The organism is Hydrogenophaga sp., assembly GCF_011390835.1.
Classification (GTDB): domain Bacteria; phylum Pseudomonadota; class Gammaproteobacteria; order Burkholderiales; family Burkholderiaceae_C; genus Hydrogenophaga.
Window position 1 is genome coordinate 83,099 of the sequence record NZ_JAABRQ010000014.1, and the last position, 21,201, is coordinate 104,299.

Sequence of the window (21,201 nt, forward strand, 5' to 3'; positions counted from 1 at the left end):
GCTTCCCAACCGCGATCGCAGGGACGTGGCCTTAGGCCCGTCCCTGTTGTGCTTTCTGGAAGCGCTCCACTTCCTGCAACCTCAGCAGGCGGCGCTGCACCTTGCCAGTGGTGGTCATGGGCAGTGCGTCCACGAACTCAATGTCCTTGGGGTATTCGTAAGGCGCCAGCTTGCCTTTGACATGGGCCTGCAGCTCGGCCACCAGGGCCTGCGCAAAGACGGTATTCAGCAGCGACTGCTCGGGTCGCGCGGCCAGGTACTCCTGTGCCACCACCACATAAGCCTTGACCACGGCGCCCCGCTCGGCATCGGGCTTGGGCACCACGGCCGCATTGGCGACCGCCGGGTGCTTGACCAGGCAGTTCTCGATCTCGCTCGGTCCAATCCGATAGCCCGCGGCTTTGAACACATCGTCTGAACGCCCCTGGTACCAGAGGTAACCATCGGCATCGCGAACCGCCACATCGCCGGTGCGGCACCAGCTGTCGCGAGGCTCGCCGGTGAACTTGGCCCGCGTGGAGGCATCGTTTTTCCAATAGCCCAGAAAGAAAATCGGGTCTGGTTCACCATGCACGTCCAACCGGTGAACCGCCACATCCCCGGGTACGCCTACGGGGCACTCGTGGCCGGCGTCATCGATCACCGCCACCCGGTGACCCGGATAGGCCTTGCCCATGCTGCCGGGTTTGGCGGGGTACAGGCGTGTGCAGTTGCCCACGATGTAGTTGATCTCGGTCTGTCCAAACATCTCGTTGACCGTCACGCCCAGCTGCTGCTCGCAGTACGCGAACACCGCGTCTCCCACCGCCTCGCCAGCGCTCATGATGGCCTCCAGGCACAGATCGAAGTCGGCGCGCGGCTGGGGATAGGCCTTCATCATCGCCTTGAGCGCGGTTGGAAAAAGAAAGGTGTGTGTCACCCGCTGGCGCTGCATCAGCTCCAGCGCCATCTGGGGGCTGAAGCGGCCGTTGTAGGCCACGATGGGCCGACCGAAATACAGAGTGGGCAACAGCGCGTCCATCAGGCCGCCGGTCCATGCCCAGTCGGCGGGTGACCAGAACACCGCCTGTGATACCACGCTCGCATCGTCGGGGTCAAAACCGAACCAGTTCTGGCTGCACACGAAGCCACTGAGATTGCCAATCAGCGCGCGATGTGGAATGAGCGCGCCCTTGGGGTTGCCGGTGGTGCCGCTGGTGTAGATCAGCACCGCAGGCTCTTCGGCCAACGTGCTGACCGGCTCGAAATCTGCCGGCTCCTGCGCCAGCACCGCGGCCCAGTCCAGCGCAGCCGCTCCGCGCGCCTTCGCGTCGATGCCGATCACCGTGTGCAGCAGTGGGCAGGTCGCGCTGATGGCCTGCACCGCGTCGAGCGTGCTGCCATCGCACAAGGCCACCACCGCCTCGCTGTCGTGGAGCCGGTATTCCAGTGCCTCGGGCCCAAACAACTGCGAAAGCGGCATACCGACTGCGCCCAGCTGCAACACCGCCATGTACGCCACCGCGGTTTCAAAACGCTGGGGCATGACGATCGCCACACGGTCTCCGCGCTGCACCCCGAGCAACTGCAAGGCGTTGGACAGCCGGTTGGCCTGCGACTGCAATTCAGCATAGGTGTGCACACGATCCACCTCACCGGGTGCACACGCGATCACCGCCGGGCTGCTGGCGGTGGCGGAGTGCTGTGCCCAGCGCTGCGCGCAGACCTGTGCCATGTTGAACTGCTCCGGTACGCTCCAGCGGAACTGCTGGTGCAGGGTGGCATGGGCATCCGGCTGCGGTGGGCTGACTGGTTGAACCGGGGAGCGTCGAACCGCCGCACTGTCGCTACTTTGACTCTGACGCATGCTCGGTCTCCGTTCCGTTCCTTATGATGAATTGAATGTACCAAGTCCGGCACGCCTCCCGCAGCACGTTTGTCCCGATACGCCAGCTCGATTACCACGTTCGCGAATGGGGTGATCCGGTGGGCGGCCAGCCGCCGCTGGTGCTGGTACATGGCTGGATGGACGTATCTGCATCGTGGCAGTTCATGGTGGATGCGCTGGACACCCAGCGCCACATCGTCGCCCCCGACTGGCGCGGCTTTGGTCTGACGCAACACAAGCCGCCTTCACCCGACAGCTACTGGTTTCCCGACTACCTGGCCGATCTGGACTGCCTGCTGGACCAGGTGGCAGGCGATCAGCCGGTTGATCTGGTGGGCCACAGCATGGGCGGCAACGTGGCCATGATGTACGGCGGGGTGCGTCCCGAGCGCATTCGCCGCCTGATCAATCTGGAAGGTTTCGGCCTGCCCGCCACACGGCCTGCTCAGGCGCCTGAGCGATACAGCAAGTGGATCGACCAGATCAAGGCCTTGCAGCGTGGTGAGGTCGATCTCAAGAGCTACGACAGCGCCAATGGCGTGGCGCGCCGACTCATGAAAACCAACCCCCGGCTACCGGCGGACAAGGCCGCCTGGCTGGCCCAGCACTGGGCAGCGCCCGACGCGCAGGGTCGTTGGGTCATTCTGGGTGAGCCCGCGCACAAGATCATCAGCGCCCACCTCTACCAGCTTGACGAAGCGCTTGCCATCTACGGGCGCATCAGCGCTCCGGTGCTCAGCATCACCGCCAGCGACGACAGCCTGGGCCAGTGGTGGAAAGGCCAGTACAACCTGACGCAATACCAGGACCGACTGCGCGCCGTGCCCAGGCTGCAGCAGGCGGTGGTGCAGGACGCGGGCCACATGATGCACCACGATCAGCCCAACGAACTCGCGCGCCTGATCGAAGACTTTCTGGCGCAGCCAGACTGACCTTGGCAGGAGACCTCGCGCTGCATCAGCGCCCTGGCGCTCTTCGACAGCTCGACTGGATCTCGCGCCACGCGGCGTCGTAGCGCCCCGTGGGATCGGTCTGCAGGTTGCTGTGTCCCAGCGGCCACTGCAGCCAATGCTTGGGCTGACGCGCACCTTCAAACAGCTGCCGGCCCAGCTCGATGGGAATCGTTTCGTCTTTGCTGCCATGGAAAAACCACAGCGGCGGGTCCACCTGCTCAATGCGGTTGATCGAGGCCATGCGCTCTCGGTTGAGCAACACCAGCGCACTGCCCAGCCAGCCGGCTGCGGCGCGGGCCACGTCGGGAAAACTGGTGAACGCACTCTCCAGCACCACGCCACAGTAAGCGCTCTGACCCGCGAGCTGCTCGGCCAGCTTCACCGCCACGCCCGAGCCCATGGAGTGGCCATAGATGACCCAGCCACCCGAACCCTCGCGCGCCTGCAAGGCCTGCCAGGCCGCCCATGCGTCTTCGTGAATGCTCTTCTCGTCGGGCACGCGCGGCGACGAAGCTCCCCAGCCGCGGTAGTCGAGCAGGTAGACGTCCATTCCGGCGCGCTGCATGGGCGCGGCCTTGGCCAGATTCTGGAAGGCATGACGGAAGGTGCCGTGCAGGAACAGCACCCGCGCCGCGCTGGTGCGCCCAGCCTGTGCCGGCCAGCGAAGCACCTGCACCTGCTCGTCCGCCTGCCCCACTGGCAAGGTCATGGATTGCATCTCGGGGCGCTGGGCCAGCATCTGCTGCCAAGTCTCGCCGGCCACTGACGTTGGCCGATACAGCTTCTCGCGCTGCCAGGTGTCCAGCGAGGAACAGGCTCCCAGCAAGCCCGTCAGGCACAGTAACCCAAGACAGGCGGCGCGACGCAAGCCCCCTGCCATGGCCTTCCGCCCAACTGGGCAGGTCAGCAATGTCACAATCGCTCCCTGATACTTTTTACTGAGTTGCAAGATATGGTGATGTCGCCCCATCCGCACATACTGCGAGCGCTGGTCTTGGGGTTGGCCCTTTGTGGACTGTCTCCCCTGGTGCAGGCCAGCATGTGGCCCGACAGCCTCTGGCCAGACAGCTTTGAAGTATGCCCGGGCAGCGACCAGCCTTCCGACAATGGCAGCCGGTACGAGGTGTTTTTCTCGCCCCACACCCACCACTGGACCCGGTCGCCCGAGCACAAGCAGGTGATCGCGGTCAGTGTGAGCCGCCAGCTGCCGAACGACCGGTTTTGCGGCTTCAGCCTGTTCACCAACTCGTTCGGTCAGCCCTCGGCCTACGCCTTCACCGGCAAGCTCTGGCCCAGTCCGTTCGCCTCCATGCCGAATGTCTACGCCACCCTGAGCGGCGGCATCATGTATGGCTATGTCGGGCGGTTCAAGAACAAGGTGCCCCTGAACCTGGGCGGCTTTTCACCCGTGATCATTCCCGCTCTGGGTTACCGGATCAGCCCTCGAGTGGCGGCAGAAGTCCAGTTGCTAGGCACCGCAGCGGTGATGTTTGGCGTGACCTGGCGCTATTGAGCCAACCTCCCTGGCCCAGGTGTTGGCGGGCCAGCAATCGGTGCCTGAAGGCCGCGGTGTGTAACGTGAGAAAATGCGGGGTTTCGGCAGGTGCTCACGCGTTGCGTCGCCACCGGCTCGACCCATCATCGAATCCTACAGAGGCACCCCATGGAAGCAGAACGCATCAACACCATCCGCACCCAGCTTGACGACCTCAGCACCCGCGTCGTCGAGCTCCGGAGGTATCTTTGACTACGATGCCAAAGCATCAAAACTGAAAGAAGTCGAAGCCGCACTGGAAGAGCCCACGGTGTGGGACAACCCCAAGCGCGCGCAAGAGCTGGGACGCGAGAAAAAATCGCTCGAAGACGTGGTGCTCGTGCTGGACCGCCTGACCAACGAGCTGAGCGACAACACCGAGCTGTTCGAGATGTCCGAGGCCGATGGCGATGACGCTGGTCTGGCCACCATCGAGACCGAGGCGGGCAAGTTGGCCAGCGAGGTGGAGAAACTTGAGTTCCGCCGCATGTTCAACAACCCGGCAGACCCGCTCAACTGTTTTTTGGACATCCAGGCCGGCGCCGGTGGCACCGAAGCCTGCGACTGGGCCAGCATGCTGCTGCGCCAGTACCTGCGCTACGCCGAACGCAAGGGCTTCAAGACCACGATCGAGGACGAGTCAGCCGGTGACACCGCCGGCATCAAGGGCGCCACGATAAAAATCGAGGGCGACTACGCGTTTGGCCTGCTGCGCACCGAGACCGGTGTGCATCGCCTGGTGCGCAAGAGTCCGTTCGACTCGTCGGGCGGTCGTCATACCTCGTTCGCCTCGGTATTCGTCTACCCCGAGATCGACGACTCCATCGAGATCGAGATCAACCCGGCCGATGTGCGCACCGACACTTACCGCGCCAGCGGTGCAGGTGGTCAGCACATCAACAAAACCGACTCGGCGGTGCGTCTCACGCACATCCCCACTGGGATCGTCGTGCAATGCCAGGACGGTCGAAGCCAGCACAGCAACCGAGACGTGGCCTGGAAACGACTGCGCTCCAAGCTCTATGACCACGAGCTGCGCAAACAACAGGAAGAACAGCAGAAGCTGGAAGACACCAAAACCGACGTCGGCTGGGGTCACCAGATCCGCAGCTACGTGCTGGACAACAGCCGCATCAAAGACCTGCGCACCAACGTCGAAATTTCCGCCACCCAGAAAGTCCTGGACGGTGATCTCGACCCATTCATCGAAGCCTCGCTCAAGCAAGGCGTTTGAATTTGACATCTTCACCACTTGCCGCCTGTGCCACAGAATCCCGAGGGAGTCGCTTCCTCAGGAGAGCCCAGATGGCAAGCAGGCCAAACGATTGAGGACCATGACATGAGCTCCCTGCGAGAAGGATCCAGCACCGTGGTGCGCCGCGAGGACTACGCCGCCCCCGCCTACTGGATCGACACGGTGGACCTCACGTTCGACCTTGATCCGGGCAAGACGCGCGTGCTCAACCGTATGCGGCTGCGCCGCAACCCCGATGTACCGACCCAGTCTTTGCGCCTGGACGGTGATGAGCTGAACCTGGCGCGTGTGCTCGTCAACGGCGCGGGTTGTTCGTTCAAGATGGATGGCTCCACCCTGGTGCTCGAGAGCCTGCCAGAGGGCTCCGAGCCGTTCGATCTCGAAATCTTCACCACCTGCGCCCCGGAGAAGAACACCCAGCTCATGGGCCTGTACGTGAGCCAGGGCACTTTCTTCACCCAGTGCGAGGCCGAAGGTTTCCGGCGCATCACCTATTTCCTGGACCGCCCCGATGTGATGGCCAGCTACACGGTGACACTGCGCGCAGACAAGGCCGACTACCCGGTGCTGCTCTCCAACGGCAACCTGGTGGACGAAGGCGAGCTTCCCGACGGGCGTCACTTCGCCAAGTGGGTTGATCCGCACAAGAAGCCCTGCTACCTTTTCGCGCTGGTGGCTGGGCCGCTGGTCGCGCGTGAGCAGCGCATCGTGTCGCGATCCGGTAGCCACCACCTGCTGCAGGTGTATGTGCGCCCGGGCGACATGGACAAGACCGAACACGCGATGAACTCGCTGATCGCCAGCGTGGTGTGGGACGAAGCCCGCTTTGGCCTGCCACTTGATCTGGAGCGATTCATGATCGTGGCAACCGCCGACTTCAACATGGGTGCGATGGAGAACAAGGGCCTCAACATCTTCAACACCAAGTACGTGCTGGCCAACAGCACCACCGGGACCGACACCGACTTTGCCAACATCGAGTCGGTCGTGGGCCACGAGTACTTCCACAACTGGACCGGCAACCGCGTCACCTGCCGCGACTGGTTCCAGCTCTCGCTCAAGGAGGGCCTCACCGTCTTCCGCGATCAGGAGTTCAGCATGGACCTGTGCGCCGAGCCTTCGGCACGCGCGGTCAAACGCATCGAAGACGTGCGGGTGCTGCGCACCGCGCAGTTCCCGGAAGATGCCGGTCCGATGTCGCACCCGGTGCGGCCGGACAGCTATGTCGAAATCAACAACTTCTATACCGTCACGGTGTACGAAAAAGGCGCTGAGGTCGTGCGCATGATGCAGACCCTCGTGGGTCGCGCCGGCTTTGCCGCTGGCATGAAGGAATATTTCGCGCGCCATGATGGGCAAGCGGTCACCTGCGATGACTTCGCCCAAGCCATGGCCGATGCCAACCCCGACAGCGAGCTGGCCCGTCTGCTGCCCCAGTTCAAGCGCTGGTACAGTCAGGCCGGCACACCGCGCCTACAAGCCCAGGGCATGTTCGACACGGCTTCACGCAGCTACCGTCTCACCCTGAACCAGCGCTGCGCGCCCACGCCGGGGCAGCCTGACAAGGCGCCGGTGGTGATTCCGGTGGCGCTGGGCCTGCTGGATGCCATGGGCCGTGAACTGCCTACCCAGCTCGCGCATGAGTCGAGCTCGCAGCCTGGCACCCGCCTGCTGGTGCTCAGCGAAACCAGCACCACGGTTGAGTTCGTCAACCTCGACGCCGAACCCGTGCCCTCGCTGCTGCGCGGCTTCTCCGCGCCGGTGGTGCTGGAGCTGGAACAGGCTGATGCCCATTGGCTGACCTTGCTCGCCCACGACACCGATCCGTTCAACCGCTGGGAAGCCGGTCAGCGGCTGGCGCTGCAGCGAGCCCTTTCGGCCATCCGTGCCGAAGGTCCGGTGTCAAAGCGGCCCTTGGACGCGGCCTATGTGGAGGCCATGCGCAGCGTGCTGCGCCACCCGCAGCTCGACGCCGCCTTCAAGGAACTCACCCTCACACTGCCCAGTGAAACCTACATCGCCGAGCAGCTCGACGAGGTGGATCCGCAACGCGTGCATGCGGTGCGCGAGGCCATGCGCGAGCAACTCGCCCACGACCTGCACGACGACTGGGCACAGGCCTTCGAAGCCCATCAGGACAATGGCGCCTACCGCCCCGATCCGCTGAGCAGCGGGCGCCGCGCGCTCAGCGGCATGGCGCTCACCATGCTGTGCCTGGCCTCGCGCGAGAACGGCAACCCGGTCTGGCCAGGCAAGGCGCTGCAACGCTTCAAGGATGCGTCCAACATGACCGACCGCTTCAATGCGCTGTCTGCGTTGGTCGTCAGCGGTCAGCCCTTGGCACAGGACGCGCTTTCGCGCTTTCATGCCCTGTTCCGCCACGAGGCTCTGGTGCTGGACAAATGGTTTGCCCTGCAGGCGGGTGCGCCCGATCGTGGAGGTCAGATCCTGCCGGCCGTGCGCCAGCTGATGGCCCACCCGGACTTCAACCTGCGCAACCCCAACCGGGCGCGCAGCGTGATCTTCAGCTTCTGCAGCGCCAACCCGGGCGCCTTCCACCGCCGCGACGCATCGGGCTATGTGTTCTGGAGCGAGCGGGTGATGGAACTCGACGGCTTCAACGCGCAGGTGGCTGCCCGGCTGGCGCGCGCGCTGGACCGCTGGAGGCACCTGGCCGAACCCTACCGCAGCGCAGCCCGCGAAGCCATCGTGCGCGTCGCGGGCAAGCCTGGCCTGAGCAACGACGTGCGCGAGGTGGTCACCCGCGCGCTGGCTGAATGATTGCCCCACGCTCCACTGCTGCGCGGGTCGGGCCTTGCAGGGCACGCCACGGCCAGAGGCCGTGCCTCTTAGGGGTGGCCCGGCGCGGCGGCCTGTTCTTGTCTTTGACGGATTTCACATGAGCAAAAAGATCTCTCTCACCCGCTACCTGGTCGAGCAACAGCGCGTCGACGGTCACATTCCTTCCCAGCTTCGGTTACTGCTGGAAGTGGTGGCGCGCGCCTGCAAGAACATCAGCCAGGCGGTCAACAAGGGCGCACTCGGCGGCGTGCTGGGCACGGCCCACAGTGAAAATGTGCAGGGTGAAATTCAGAAAAAGCTCGACATCATCGCCAACGAGGTCCTGATCGAAGCCAACGAATGGGGTGGTCACCTGGCCGCCATGGCCTCGGAGGAGATGGACGCCATCTACGTGGTGCCCAACCGCTATCCCAAGGGCGAATACCTGCTGCTGTTCGATCCGCTGGACGGCTCGTCGAACATCGATGTGAACGTCAGCATCGGCACCATCTTCAGCGTACTCAAGATGCCCGAGGACGATCGCGGCGTGGACGAAGGCGACTTCCTGCAGCCTGGCCGCCAGCAGGTGGCAGCTGGCTACTGCGTCTACGGCCCGCAGACCACACTTGTGCTCACGGTGGGCGATGGGGTTGCCATGTTCACCCTCGATCGTGAGCAAGGGTCATTCGTTCTGACGCAGGAGAACATCCGGATTCCGGAAGACACCCAGGAATTCGCCATCAACATGAGCAACATGCGGCACTGGGACGCACCGGTGAAGCGCTACATTGACGAATGCCTCGCTGGACGCGAAGGCCCTCGCGGCAAGGACTTCAACATGCGCTGGATCGCCAGCATGGTCGCCGACGTGCACCGCATCCTCACGCGCGGCGGCGTGTTCATGTACCCGTGGGACGCCCGGGAGCCCAACAAACCCGGCAAGCTGCGTCTGATGTACGAGGCGAACCCTATGGCCTGGCTGATCGAACAAGCCGGCGGTGCCGCCACCAATGGCCGCCAGCGCATCCTCGATATCCAACCCAGCAGCTTGCACGAACGGGTGAGCGTCATCCTTGGCTCAAAAAACGAAGTCGACCGCGCGACCAGTTACCATGCCCCGCTATAATTTAAGGCTAAGCCGGTGTAGCTCAGTCGGTAGAGCAGCTCATTCGTAATGAGAAGGTCGGGTGTTCGATTCATCTCTCCGGCACCAAATGGAAGAAGCCCCGCGTTGATTGCTCAGCGCGGGGCTTTTTTTCCTGCGTACCGCTGCAGGATCAGCCGACCATGCCCGGGTTGCCGCTCATGCCCACCAGCTTGGGCGTGTTGAGCTTGCGAGGGGTGATCGTCTTGTTGTTCTTGAAGAAGGCCTCCATCACGTCCCAGATCGGCTCACCCTTGGCGCCTTCGGCCACTGGCGCCCAGCCCGCCACCTTGTAGGTCTTGCCAGCCTCAATGGCTTTGCCTTTGAGCATCATGTTGCTGATGCGCTTGCCGGCACCGGCATTGGGATCACAGGTGTAGGCCAGGCCGCCCACGCGCACCATGTCACCGCCTTGCTGGTAGTAGGGGTCGGGATTGAAGAGGTTGTCGCACACGTCTTCAAGCACGGTCTTGATGGTCTCGCCGCTCATTTCGGTGAGCGTGCTGGTGGGGTACGTGATGGCCACCTGATCCATCATCAGCTCGCGCGTGATGGACTGACCCGGCAGGATGGTGGTGCCCCAGCGGAAGCCTGGCGAAAACGCCATGTCGGCCCCCTTGACTTCCATCAGCGCATCGACGATGAGCTGGTCCCATGAGCCGTTGAAGTTGCCGCGACGGTACAGCAGGCCTTCGGTCACGGCCAGCTTTTCATCGAGCTTGTCCTTGAACGGCGCACGCATCTTGTCGATGTAGGTCTGCATTTCCACATCGGCCGGGAGCAGGTTGGCGAACACGGGCAGCAGCTTGTAGCGGAAGTCCTGCACCTTGCCACCACGCACGTCGAAGTCGAGCACGCCGAGGAATTTGCTGTTGGAGCCGGCATTGGTGACCAGGGTCTGGCCGCTGGCGTTCTTGACAATCGTGGGCGCGGGCATGCCGTCATGGGTGTGGCCGCCCAGGATGGCGTCGATGCCGGTCACGCGCGAGGCCATCTTGATGTCCACGTCCATGCCATTGTGCGAGATCACCACCACCGCCTGCGCACCCTTGGCGCGCACCTCGTCGACCATCTTCTGCATGTTGTCGTCCTGGATACCGAAGGTCCAGTTGGGCACCATGTAGCCGGGGTTGGCGATCGGGGTGTAGGGAAAAGCCTGGCCGATCACCGCCACGGGCACGCCGTTCATTTGCTTGATGACGTATGGCTTGAACACGGGGTCGCCGAAGTCGTTGGTCTTGACGTTCTGCGCCAGGAAGTCGAGGTTGCCAGCGAAGTCCTTTTCGATGATTTCCTGCACCCGCTTCTCGCCCAGGGTGAACTCCCAGTGAGGGCTCATGGCGTTGACGCCGAGCAGCTTGCAGGCATCCACCATGTCCTGACCGTTGGTCCAGAGCGCGGTCGCGCTCCCCTGCCAGGTGTCGCCACCATCCAGCAGCATGGCATGGGGGCGGCTGGCGCGCATCATCTTCACCAGGGTGGCCAGGTGCGCAAAGCCGCCGACCTTGCCGTAGGTCTTGGCCGCCTGCTCGAAGTTAAGGTAGGTGAAGGCATGCGCTTCTGGTGTGCCCGGGCGGATCTTGAAATGCTTGAGCAGCGCCTCACCCACAATGTGTGGTGGCTGGCCAAGCGCACCAGCCACGCCGAGGTTGACGTTGGGCTCGCGGAAATAAATCGGCATCAACTGCGCGTGGCAGTCGGTGAAGTGCAGGAAGCTGACATTGCCAAAAGTGGGCAGTTCGTACATCGCCTGCCCCGCACCGGGCTTGCCGGCCAGCACATCCTTGTGATTCAAGGCCATGCCACCGGCGCTGGCAACGGCCAGGACCTGCATGAATTCACGACGGCTGAAGCTCATAAACATTCCTTATCAATTGATCGCTGATATTTGCGGCAAATTTTTTTTCAACCCAAGCCCGCGTCGGCTCATGCCGACACGGGCCAGGGGACTCACTGATTGACCGGCGACTTGGGGTCCAGCAGCAAAGCCATGACGTGCTGCAACTGCTGTTCGGTCAAGATGCCGTTGTGCCCTGCGCGTGGCATTTGCGAGCAGGCGTTGTAGGCCCGGGAATTCCACAGCTTGCCCCAGGTGTACTCGACGATGGCCTTGGATGCAGGCGCATTCGGATCGGTCACACCTCGAAGCTTGCCGTAGTTGTACAGGCTAGGACCAAGGTTGCCGAAGGAGATCTCCTTCTTGTCCATCTGGTGGCAGTTGTAGCAGTTGCCACCGTTGGCAGCACCTGCCTTGTCACGCCATGTCAGGCCTCGACCACTCTGGGCAATCTTCTCGCCCTCGTTCCAGTCACCCAGGAACTTGCCGTCGCTCGGCATCTTGACGGTTTTGAGTTCCGCAGCCTCGATGGCCTTGGCGGTTTTTTCGTCCAGCGGCTTGCCGGCCACGTCAGCCGCACTGCACAGCCGGTTGGCTTCGTCCTGCTGCAAGCGGTCCATGGTGGCAATGCCCTTGGCCTGGAACGAGTTCTGTTTCACCTGCAAGGCGATCTTGTCGTAGTCGGCCCCCGAGGGCGACGAGGAGCATGCCGCCAGCAACAAGGCAGTGGCGGGAATCAGCGCAATCTTCATGGTCTTGTTCATCTTGGGGTCTCCTGATCAGCGCTTGATGGCGGGCACGATGGACTCGGCACCCTGAGCGTTGACGCCCATGTACACACCCAGTGCAATGGTGACGTCACTGCCGAATTTGGGTTCGGGAAAGCGCTGCTGGCGGTAGCAGTCGTTCAGGCGCTTCTGCATGGTCCACATCTGCGCGTTGGAAACGCGATAAGCCGGCCAGGCGGCAAAGCCCACGCCGTCACCCGGGTTCTTGGTCAGGTTGGGCAGGTCCTGCAGGCGAATGCGACCACCGTCTACACCATGGCAGGAGGCACAAGAAAAATCATGTGGCCCACCGCGTGCGAAAAACGCGCGCTTGCCCACTTCGTACATGACTTTTTCCTTCTCATGGGATTGAGAGAGATTGAAGCGCATGCCCTTGGACTGCGTGGCCACATAGGTCGTGATCGCGACCAGGTTGGCCCCATCGCCTTTTCCAATGGTGGGAGCAGCCTTGTACAGGTCGGCTTCGTTGAAGCCCTGCAGGGTCACCATGCAATGGATCAGGCGGGTTTCCAGATCCATGACTTTGCCAGTGTCCTTGAAGAATCGTGGCAGCTCTGTGAACGCGCCCTTGAGCACACCAGGGCCCTTGCCCAAGTCGCACTGCTCCAGGGAAGCATTCTTGGGACCCCGCTTCTGCTTCCACAGCTCCTCGCCTTTCATTTCGAAAAGCTCGGCCGGGTTGCCATCCTGAAGCATTTCACGGTACTTGGCGATGCCATCGGCAGCAGAGCCCTGCGCATGCGCAACGCTCAGTCCGGCGGACATCGCAATGGCCAGCAAGAGCGGGCGGTGGGACAACGATTTTTTCATCTGAAAGTCTCCTCTTTTTTCACCTAAAAAAACAAACGGCCAGCAACGTGTGTGGCTGGCCGTGTCGATCACCGAGCCAATCAGGCGATGGTCGCTTCGTCGGAACGGGACTCGCCCTTGTTGTCGGACCACTTGACGGTGACTTTGTCGCCCTTGGCAGCACCCTTGAACTTGAACGACAGGAAAGGGTTCTGCGACACCGAGCCCGACCACATGGCCTTGAGCACCGACTTGCCGTTGTGGGTCGCCTCCACATCCTGGATGAAGTGGGCGGGGATGAGGGCGCCGGAGGCGTCTTTGCGGGTTCCGGGCTCCATGGGGTGGGACATGAGCACGCGGACGGTGGTTTCTTCGCCGGCAAGGGCGGCACGGATGCGCATCGGATCAGCCATGATGGACTCCTAAATCGAATTAAATGGGTTGAATGGTCAAACGTTGGAGTGGTCGGGGCGATCAGCCGCCGCAACCACCCAAGGTCACCTTGGTTTCTTTGATGGCAGAGAACAGCTTGCCATCGGCCTTGACCACCGCATAGACGTTGGTGCTCTGGCCCATCTTCAGCCGGGTCTGCACGTCAGCTACGGTGCCTGTGGGGATCATGAAGCCGCACGACAGAGGGGTCGGGTTTTTCTCGACGATGAGGTACATCTCGGTCGTGTTGGGCAGCTTGGAAACGGCACCCACGGGCACCACGGCGCCGTTCTCGGCGATGTCAGGAGACACCACGGACACCTGGTCGCTGGTGGCGGGGGTGCCACCGATGGCCTTGAGCGCGTCGTCCAGCGTCTTGACGGCGAAGCTGGCGCGGTCCACGGCGGCTTGAGCCTGGCTCTGGGTCACGATGCCGAGGGATACCAGGGTGGCAAAAGCACCGGTGGTCTTGATGGCGGTGCGGCGGGAATTATTCATGTCGAACTCCTTTGAATGGGATGGATACAGTTTACTTGTCGGGTGCGCCGGCGAGCACCCAGGCAGCGAGCAACTTCAGCTCGTCGTCTTTCAGATTCGGTTGCGCCGGCATGGGCACAGGCCCATACACGCCAGAGCCGCCGGACTTGATGCGCGCAGCCACTTTTTCCAGCGCACCGGCCTGACCTTGGTGCTTGGCGGCCACGTCCTTGTATGACGGACCCACCAGCTTCTTGTCGACCGCATGGCAGGCCAGGCAGGCGCTCTTGCTTGCCAGCGCCTTGGCGGCAGCAGCGTCGAACGCATGCGCCCCAGCGGACATCAGCAGCGCCGAACTGGCCAGCGTGATCGATCTCAACAACATGTTCATAGCTTACGGTCTCCTTGGAAAAGGTCGGTTGGGGTTTACGAGTAAATCCGAATATTTAAGCTTGTCACTGGTCTGACGAAGCGCTGCTCACTTCGCACCTGCCGAGATCCACTGGGCAATGGTCTTGGCGTCGGCATCGCTGAGCTGAGGCTGGGCCGGCATCGGGATGGAACCGAAAACCCCCACACCACCGCCCTTGATCTTGCCGGTCAGGTAGGCCTCCAGATCGGCACGGCCCTTGTGCTTGGCGACCACCTCGTTGAAGCCGGGACCGACGATTTTGTTGTTGAGACCGTGGCAAGCCAGACAGGCGTTGGCGCCCAGCAGGCCTTTCACATCCGCAGCCCCGCCGCTGGCTGCGGCCACCACCACCGCCTTGGGCAGCGGCACTGAGCCGACCGGCCCCTTGGGCGCCGGCTGCGTGGTGTCGGCGCCGCGCACCGGACCGACCACGCGGTTCTGCTCGGCGATGTTGCCGTGCGCGTCGCGGGCAAAGTCAGGCAGGAAGGAGCGCACCTTGGGGTCGGTTTCGCAGTTTTTCATGCAGGCCACGTTCTTCACGTCACCCTTGCCGTCGACTCTCCACAGTGGCTCATAGAACACCATGCCGTTGCGGTTGGGCATGAGCTTCTGCACCTCGGCAATGTTCTTGTCCGACAGAGTGAAGTCGGCAGGAACGACGTTGGCCAGATTCAGGATGTAGGCGGTGACGCCAAAGACTTCGTCAGGCGTGAGGGTCTTGGGGTTGTTCCAAGGCATGGCCCGGTTGATGTAATCCCAGAGCGTCGAGAGCGTCGCGACCTTCATCATGGTCGTCTTCTGCGGCACGGTGGCTGCAGCGCCCTCCACCAAGGCAGCCACGCGACCGGACTTGATGTCCTCTTGGGTGGTCCCACCGACGATGGGTGTGAACACCTCGTTGGACTCTCCAAAGACGCCGTGGCAGGACGCGCACTTGGATTCCCAGACCTGGGTACCCAGATCCACCGACCCCGCGCCCTTAGGCAAGCCCTTGAAGTCGGGTCGCACGTCAATGTCCCAGGCCTTGACTTCCGCTGGCGTCGCATCGCGGCCAATGGTGTGCCAGGGCTTGTCTTGGGCAACAGCGGTCAGAGAAGCGCAAGCTAGGGCGAGCGCCGCCAGGCCCCGGGCGGGGCTGATCAGGTTCTTGTCGAGGATCGTCATTTCAATACACCTGCACGTTGGAGACTTCACCGTTTTCGGACACCAGCCAGCTCTGGATGGCGTTCTGGTGATACACAGAGCGCGTACCGCGCACGGCACGCAGCTGGTTGATCTTGGGCTGCACATAACCTGTGCTGTCGATCGCGCGGGCTTGCAGGATGGCAGGCTTGCCATCCCAGACCCAGTCGATGTTGAAGCGCGAGAAAGCCTTCGATAACACAGGTCCTTCCAGGCGCGCGGTGCGCCAGTTGCGACCGCCGTCGGTGCTCACATCCACGCGCTTGATCGAACCGCGCCCCGACCAGGCCAGGCCGGTCACGTTGTAGAAGCCCTTGTCCAGCAGCGTCTGACCCGCCGACGGCGTGGTGATGACGGACTTGCACTCCTGGATGCCGGTGTATTGGCGGTGCGTGCCGTCGGGCATGTGGTCGATGTAGTGGACCGCTTCGTCCTTGGCAGCGTACTTCTGGTCACCGACCTCGATGCGGCGCAGGTACTTCACCCAGCTAACGCCCTGCACACCTGGCACCACCAGACGCAGTGGGTAGCCATTTTCCGGACGCAGCATTTCGCCATTCATGGCCCAGGCGACGATGCAGTCGTCCATGGCCTGATCGAGCGCAATGGTGCGGGTCATGGACGATCCGTCGGCCCCTTCGGCGAGCACAAACTTGCCGTTCTTCTTGTCGACACCGCACATCTCTAGCAAGGTCGAGAGCAGCACACCCGTGAACTCGGAGCAACTCACCATGCCGTGCGAGTACTGCACGGTCGGCACCGCCACGTTGCCCCACTCGGTCGCGGAGTTGGCGCCGCATTCGATGAAGTGGATGCGCGAGACGCTGGGCAGGCGCATCAGGTCGTCCATGGTGAAGACGCGCTGGCGCTTGACCAGACCGTTGATCATCAGGCGGTGCTTGGAAGGGTCGATGTCCCACCAGCCCTGGTGGTGGCGCTCGAAATGCAGACCGCTGGGCGTGATGATGCCGAACAGGCCCTGCAAGGGCGTGAAGCTCACCGACGCCTGGTTCACACGCGTGAGCCCCGGACTCTGGCGGCGCTGCAGATTGGCCTCCCACTTGCTGGGCTTGCCATAGCCGTCGGTCACCACCGGCAGGCCCAGGCCTGTGGTGTGCTCGGGCAGCTTGAGGATGGCGTCTTCGCCATCGGCAGCCAGCGCCCGCGTGGCGGTGCCCGCCGAGGCGGCCACACCGGCACCCATCGCCAGGGCGGTACCCATGAAGCGACGGCGGGCCTTTCGAGCATCTTCAATCTGCTCGGGACTTAAAAAGTTTTCAGGTGCGGGCAGGACGCGCCCGATCACGTCGCTCAGATCTTTAGACACTGGCTTCTTCCTTGTGGTTGGCAGAGGGAACATGGCGCGTCGAGCCCCTGGCTTCTTTGCGCGCGAAAAGGGTTTGGGCAGCAGACTCAGCGCCCGTGGTTGCAGACCGGGCGGCACCGTCGGCCCGGCTGTTGATCTGCAAGATGACGCTGCGACACAGCTCGACGTACATGGGATCGGCCACCTTGTAGAAGACCTGGGTACCCTCCCGGCGACGCGACAGCAGACCAGCCTGGTACATGAGGCCCAAGTGGCGCGAACCGTTGGCCTGGGCCAGGCCGGCAACCTTGATGATGTCGTTCACGCAGCGCTCCCCCTGGCAAAGCGCATGCAGGATGCGCAGGCGCGTCGGCTCGCCGAGCACGCTGAAGTAGCGCGCCACCGACTCAAAAACCTCGTGCATGTCATCCAAGAGCCTGTCTCCGACGGGTTGGAGCACCTGTCTAGGCGCCCTGACCTTCACTATATGATTGATTGCGAATATACAGATCAGTGTAAACCCCAATTCCGACAAAAGGCTGACATGCGTCCAGGCTGACCGCCCAGGCCTTAGCAGAGACCAGCCCGCTTTCTTGCAACTGACGCCGGCCTGACAAACTTCGGGACAGGCTGCAAAAACCCACTAGGGTTTTTGCGCTCCCAGGGGCCGAAAACCCGCAATAGCATCAATCATCTAAATATGCGGAAGTACGGATGAATTGCACGAACTCGGTGCCCGCCGTGAATTTGGATTTCCTTGCTCAACTTCTCAAGCGGAGACAACAATGAAGACACGAACGAAATGGCTGGTTGCAGGCACCCTGTGTGTTTCAGCCCTGGGGGTTCAGGCGCAGGTCAACCAGGTGCGCATCTGGGCAGCGGCCTGTGCCAATTGCCACGGCACCGAGGGTCGCGCACTCGAGGGCAACGAAACCCTCGCTGGCAAGGACAAGGACGAAATGGTCCAGAAACTGATGGACTTCAAGTCAGGTCGCAAACCCGCGACCATCATGCATCAGATCTCCAAGGGCTACAGCGACGAGCAGCTCATGCAGATCTCCGCCTATTTCGCCGCCCAGAAGAAGTGAGGAGACACACCATGCAACGTCGTCAATTTGTACAAACGCTGGGCGCCGGTTCTGCCGTCGCAGGTCTGGGCTTGATCAGCGGCTGCGCCACTTCAGGTGGTGGCAGCGGCGCCAAGGTGGTGGTGGTCGGAGGCGGCTATGCCGGCGCCACCGCTGCCAAATACCTGCGCATGTTCTCGGACAACAGCATCCAGGTCACCCTGATCGAGCCCAACGCCGACTTCATTTCCTGCCCCATTTCCAACCTGGTGCTGGGCGGTCACAAAACCATGGCCGACATCACCACGCCCTACTCCAACCTAGAGAAGCGCCACGGCGTGAAGCTGGTGCGCGACATGGTGGCGAGCGTCGATCCTGACAAGCGCATGGTCAAGCTGGCCAGCGGCGGAGAACTTCCCTACGACCGCCTCATCGTGTCCCCTGGCATCGACTTCATGTGGGAGAGCCTGCCCGGCATGGCCAAAGACGGCGCCAAGGACAAGGTGCTGCACGCCTGGAAGGCAGGCCCGCAAACGGTGGCGCTGCGCAAGCAGCTTGAAGCCATGCCCGACGGCGGCGTCTACGCGCTTTCGATCCCGCTGGCTCCCTACCGCTGCCCGCCCGGTCCATACGAGCGCGCCTGCATGGTGGCGAGCTACTTCAAGACCGCCAAGCCCAAGAGCAAGGTCGTGGTGTTCGACGCCAACGATGACATTCAGTCGAAGAAGGGCCTGTTCATGAAGGCCTGGAAGGACCATTACGACGGCATGATCGACTACCGACCCAAGCACCGAGCGGTCGATGTGGACGCTGCAACCAACACCCTGAAGTTCGACTTCAACGAAGACTTCAAGGCCGCGGTGCTCAACGTCGTGCCCAGCATGCGCGCTGGCGAGATCGCCCGCAAGACCGGGCTGGACACCGCCAACAAGCGCTGGTGCGAGGTCGACTTCCTGACCTTCGAGTCCAAGGCGGTGAAGAACGTGCACGTGCTTGGCGATTCCATCCAGACCGCACCGGGCATGCCCAAGTCGGGTCACATGGCCAACCAGCACGGCAAGAACTGCGCCGCGGCGGTGGTCGCCCTGCTGGCCGGACAGGAGTTGCAGGCACTGCCGATCTACGCCAACACCTGCTACAGCTTCGTGACAGCCGACGAAGCCGTTCACGTGGCCAGCATCCACCGCTACGATGCCGAGAAAAAGACCATGCTGACGGTACCCGGCTCGGGAGGCATCTCCAAGGCCGCCAGTGAGCTCGAAGGCAAGTACGCCATGGGGTGGGCGCGCAACATCTGGGCCGACACCCTCGCCTGAAGAACTCTCAAAGCGCATCGGTGTCTCACTGGTGCGCTTTTTTCTCGTCAACAGATATCAGTCGAAGGTGATGCAATGAACACGGTGCGATTCATGGTCCCCGTCCTAGCGGCTTTCAGCCTTCTGGGGACCGGCTCTGTCTGGGCCCAGGCGGACGAAGCCCGCGCCAAGAAGATCGCTGGTGGCTCTTGCTTTCTGTGCCACGGCGAACGCGGCGAATCCACCAGCGAAATCTTCCCGCGCCTGGCCGGACAGCACGCCGAATACGTGGCCAAGCAGCTGGCGGCGTTCAAGAGCGGGCAGCGCAAGAGCACGGCAATGGCCGAGATGGTGGCCAAGCTCACGCCCGACGAGATGCTGGCTCTGGGCAAGTACTACGAGAAGATGAACCTGCCCCGCGAGGAAGCCAAGGACCCGCAGCTTGCCGCCATGGGTCGCTACATTTATCACAACGGCAACAAGTTCAGCGGCGTTCCCGCCTGCGCGAGTTGCCACGGAACAGCGGCCGAGGGCACAGCCAACCTGCCTCGCCTGGCCACCCAGTTCTCGGGCTACATCCACACACAGCTCAAGTCGTTCAACAAGCGCGAACGCACCAACGACAACACGGTGATGCACGTGGTCGCGGAGAAGATGACCGAGCTGGAGATGGCGGCGGTGGCGGAGTATGTGAGCAGCAAGTAAAGGCTCCCCCCCCCCCCCCCCCCCCCCCCCGCGCCGCTCCTGCGGCGCGTCACCCCCCTAGGGGTCGGTGGGAGTGGCCCGGCGAAGCGGGTTCCACCGCATCCTGGGTTGGGGCAGTCCGCGCCGGAGGGTCTGCCGCTGCCCCCTTGCGTCTTGCTCAGGCCACCTTGGCCGCGAGTTCGCCCTTGTCGTACCGCTTCTGCATCGTCTCCAGACTGTGCACCTTCGTGATCTTTGAAGCCATGCCAGCTGCGCCAAACGCTTCATAGCGCGCCGCGCAGATCGTCTGCATCGCCTTGGTGGCTTCCTTGTAGAACTTGCGCGGATCGAAGTTCTTCCGGTCTTCCGCCAGGAACTTGCGGATCGCGCCCGTGCTGGCCATGCGCAGATCGGTGTCGATGTTCACCTTGCGCACACCGTTCTTGATGCCTTCGACGATCTCCTCCACCGGTACACCGTAGGTCTGGCCCATGTCGCCACCGTACTGATTGATGATGGCCAGCCAGTCTTCGGGCACGCTGCTGGAGCCGTGCATCACCAGGTGCACGTTGGGAATGCGCTGGTGAATTTCCTTCACCCGGTCGATGCGCAACACCTTGCCGCTGGGTTTGCTGGAAAACTTGTAGGCACCGTGGCTGGTGCCGATGGCGATCGCGAGCGCGTCCACCTGGGTCTTGGTCACGAAGTCAGCGGCCTCGTCGGGATCGGTCAGCAACATGGAGTGGTCCATCTCACCTTCGGCCCCGTGGCCGTCTTCTTCGCCGGCCTTGCCGGTTTCCAGCGATCCCAGGCAACCCAGTTCCCCCTCAACCGACACGCCGCAGGCGTGGGCCAGGTCCACCACCTGCCGGGTGGTCGCCACGTTGTACTCGTAGCTCGATGGTGTCTTGCCATCAGCCAGCAGGCTGCCGTCCATCATCACCGAACTGAAGCCCGACTGGATGGAGCGAAAACAGATCGCCGGGGCTGCACCGTGGTCCTGGTGCATGCAGACCGGGATGTGCGGATACATCTCGATGGCTGCGGCGATCAGGTGGCGCAAGAACGGTTCACCCGCGTAGGAACGCGCGCCAGCAGAACCCTGCAGAATCACCGGGCTGTTCACCGCATCAGCCGCTTGCATGATGGCCTGCACCTGCTCCATGTTGTTGACGTTGAAAGCCGGCAGACCGTAGCCGTGCTCGGCCGCGTGATCCAGCAGTTGGCGAAGGGTGATGAGTGCCATGTGAACTCCTTGGTTGATTGAAATTAAAAACAGGTCGCCGGGCGTGATCAGTCGCCAGCTCTTCGCGCCAGCACTTCAAACGCTGGCAAGGTCTTGCCCTCCAGCACTTCGAGAAACGCGCCGCCGCCGGTGGAGATGTAGCCCACCTGCTT

At 62.7% G+C, this 21,201-nt stretch carries 20 protein-coding genes and 1 tRNA gene; 9 read left to right on the forward strand and 12 right to left on the reverse strand.

Annotated elements, in window-relative coordinates; translation table 11 throughout:
- Nucleotides 1-31 precede the first annotated feature (31 nt).
- Complete coding sequence (locus tag GPT34_RS10215; protein WP_291011821.1) at nucleotides 32-1,846, reverse strand: AMP-binding protein; 1,815 nt, start codon at nucleotides 1,844-1,846, stop codon at nucleotides 32-34.
- Between the two features lie 35 nt (nucleotides 1,847-1,881).
- On the opposite strand from GPT34_RS10215, the gene GPT34_RS10220 reads away from it, so the two are divergent.
- Nucleotides 1,882-2,799: an alpha/beta hydrolase gene (locus GPT34_RS10220; protein WP_291011823.1), complete on the forward strand. Its 918-nt coding sequence runs from the start codon at nucleotides 1,882-1,884 to the stop codon at nucleotides 2,797-2,799.
- Between the two features lie 25 nt (nucleotides 2,800-2,824).
- On the opposite strand, the gene GPT34_RS10225 is transcribed toward GPT34_RS10220, so the two are convergent.
- The gene (locus GPT34_RS10225; RefSeq protein WP_291011826.1) at nucleotides 2,825-3,646 is read right to left on the reverse strand and encodes an alpha/beta fold hydrolase; all 822 of its coding nucleotides are present in this window, start codon (nucleotides 3,644-3,646) and stop codon (nucleotides 2,825-2,827) included.
- A gap of 132 nt (nucleotides 3,647-3,778) precedes the next feature.
- On the opposite strand from GPT34_RS10225, the gene GPT34_RS10230 reads away from it, so the two are divergent.
- From GPT34_RS10230 to GPT34_RS10250, 5 genes are all read left to right on the forward strand, one after another.
- On the forward strand, nucleotides 3,779-4,333 hold the full coding sequence (locus GPT34_RS10230) for a hypothetical protein (protein ID WP_291011828.1): 555 nt from the start codon (nucleotides 3,779-3,781) through the stop codon (nucleotides 4,331-4,333).
- Between the two features lie 150 nt (nucleotides 4,334-4,483).
- Nucleotides 4,484-5,588 (forward strand): peptide chain release factor 2 gene (gene prfB, locus GPT34_RS10235; RefSeq protein WP_291011831.1). Its coding sequence is split into 2 segments (ribosomal slippage): nucleotides 4,484-4,564 and nucleotides 4,566-5,588, totalling 1,104 coding nucleotides; the frame shifts between segments, so codons are not numbered across the junction.
- 105 nt (nucleotides 5,589-5,693) lie between these two features.
- Nucleotides 5,694-8,390: an aminopeptidase N gene (pepN, locus tag GPT34_RS10240; protein WP_291011833.1), complete on the forward strand. Its 2,697-nt coding sequence runs from the start codon at nucleotides 5,694-5,696 to the stop codon at nucleotides 8,388-8,390.
- A gap of 118 nt (nucleotides 8,391-8,508) precedes the next feature.
- Entirely contained in the window at nucleotides 8,509-9,516 is a 1,008-nt protein-coding gene (locus tag GPT34_RS10245; RefSeq protein WP_291011835.1) for a class 1 fructose-bisphosphatase, read from the forward strand.
- Nucleotides 9,517-9,527: 11 nt separating this feature from the next.
- A tRNA-Thr gene (locus tag GPT34_RS10250) sits at nucleotides 9,528-9,603 on the forward strand.
- Nucleotides 9,604-9,667: 64 nt separating this feature from the next.
- Here the strand turns inward: GPT34_RS10250 and soxB are convergent.
- From soxB to GPT34_RS10295, 9 genes are all read right to left on the reverse strand, one after another.
- Nucleotides 9,668-11,392: a thiosulfohydrolase SoxB gene (soxB, locus tag GPT34_RS10255; RefSeq protein ID WP_291011838.1), complete on the reverse strand. Its 1,725-nt coding sequence runs from the start codon at nucleotides 11,390-11,392 to the stop codon at nucleotides 9,668-9,670.
- 92 nt (nucleotides 11,393-11,484) lie between these two features.
- Nucleotides 11,485-12,135 carry a sulfur oxidation c-type cytochrome SoxX gene (gene soxX / locus GPT34_RS10260; protein WP_291011840.1) on the reverse strand — a complete coding sequence of 217 codons (651 nt, stop codon included), beginning with the start codon at nucleotides 12,133-12,135 and terminating at the stop codon, nucleotides 11,485-11,487.
- Between the two features lie 15 nt (nucleotides 12,136-12,150).
- Nucleotides 12,151-12,969, reverse strand: coding sequence for a sulfur oxidation c-type cytochrome SoxA (soxA, locus tag GPT34_RS10265; RefSeq protein WP_291011843.1), 819 nt, complete (start codon nucleotides 12,967-12,969; stop codon nucleotides 12,151-12,153).
- Between the two features lie 80 nt (nucleotides 12,970-13,049).
- Complete coding sequence (soxZ, locus tag GPT34_RS10270; RefSeq protein ID WP_291011845.1) at nucleotides 13,050-13,361, reverse strand: thiosulfate oxidation carrier complex protein SoxZ; 312 nt, start codon at nucleotides 13,359-13,361, stop codon at nucleotides 13,050-13,052.
- A gap of 61 nt (nucleotides 13,362-13,422) precedes the next feature.
- Complete coding sequence (gene soxY / locus GPT34_RS10275) at nucleotides 13,423-13,878, reverse strand: thiosulfate oxidation carrier protein SoxY (protein ID WP_291011848.1); 456 nt, start codon at nucleotides 13,876-13,878, stop codon at nucleotides 13,423-13,425.
- A gap of 31 nt (nucleotides 13,879-13,909) precedes the next feature.
- Entirely contained in the window at nucleotides 13,910-14,236 is a 327-nt protein-coding gene (locus tag GPT34_RS10280) for a c-type cytochrome (protein ID WP_291011869.1), read from the reverse strand.
- A 99-nt stretch (nucleotides 14,237-14,335) separates the two neighbouring features.
- The gene (locus GPT34_RS10285) at nucleotides 14,336-15,433 is read right to left on the reverse strand and encodes a c-type cytochrome (RefSeq protein ID WP_291011850.1); all 1,098 of its coding nucleotides are present in this window, start codon (nucleotides 15,431-15,433) and stop codon (nucleotides 14,336-14,338) included.
- A gap of 1 nt (nucleotide 15,434) precedes the next feature.
- Nucleotides 15,435-16,778, reverse strand: coding sequence for a sulfite dehydrogenase (soxC, locus tag GPT34_RS10290; RefSeq protein ID WP_291011852.1), 1,344 nt, complete (start codon nucleotides 16,776-16,778; stop codon nucleotides 15,435-15,437).
- Complete coding sequence (locus GPT34_RS10295) at nucleotides 16,771-17,181, reverse strand: metalloregulator ArsR/SmtB family transcription factor (RefSeq protein ID WP_291011872.1); 411 nt, start codon at nucleotides 17,179-17,181, stop codon at nucleotides 16,771-16,773. Before GPT34_RS10295 ends, soxC begins: the two co-directional genes overlap by 8 nt.
- 361 nt (nucleotides 17,182-17,542) lie before the next feature.
- On the opposite strand from GPT34_RS10295, the gene GPT34_RS10300 reads away from it, so the two are divergent.
- The 3 genes from GPT34_RS10300 to GPT34_RS10310 all read left to right on the forward strand — a co-directional run bounded on the left by GPT34_RS10300 (nucleotide 17,543) and on the right by GPT34_RS10310 (nucleotide 19,824).
- Nucleotides 17,543-17,845 (forward strand): c-type cytochrome, encoded by a 303-nt coding sequence (locus GPT34_RS10300; RefSeq protein ID WP_291011855.1) that lies wholly within the window; start codon nucleotides 17,543-17,545, stop codon nucleotides 17,843-17,845.
- Between the two features lie 11 nt (nucleotides 17,846-17,856).
- The gene (locus tag GPT34_RS10305) at nucleotides 17,857-19,140 is read left to right on the forward strand and encodes an NAD(P)/FAD-dependent oxidoreductase (protein ID WP_291011858.1); all 1,284 of its coding nucleotides are present in this window, start codon (nucleotides 17,857-17,859) and stop codon (nucleotides 19,138-19,140) included.
- 93 nt (nucleotides 19,141-19,233) lie between these two features.
- Nucleotides 19,234-19,824: a c-type cytochrome gene (locus GPT34_RS10310; protein ID WP_291011860.1), complete on the forward strand. Its 591-nt coding sequence runs from the start codon at nucleotides 19,234-19,236 to the stop codon at nucleotides 19,822-19,824.
- A gap of 157 nt (nucleotides 19,825-19,981) precedes the next feature.
- Here GPT34_RS10310 and fba read toward each other — a convergent pair whose 3' ends face one another.
- Nucleotides 19,982-21,049: a class II fructose-bisphosphate aldolase gene (gene fba, locus GPT34_RS10315; RefSeq protein ID WP_291011861.1), complete on the reverse strand. Its 1,068-nt coding sequence runs from the start codon at nucleotides 21,047-21,049 to the stop codon at nucleotides 19,982-19,984.
- Between the last annotated feature and the right edge of the window lie 152 nt (nucleotides 21,050-21,201).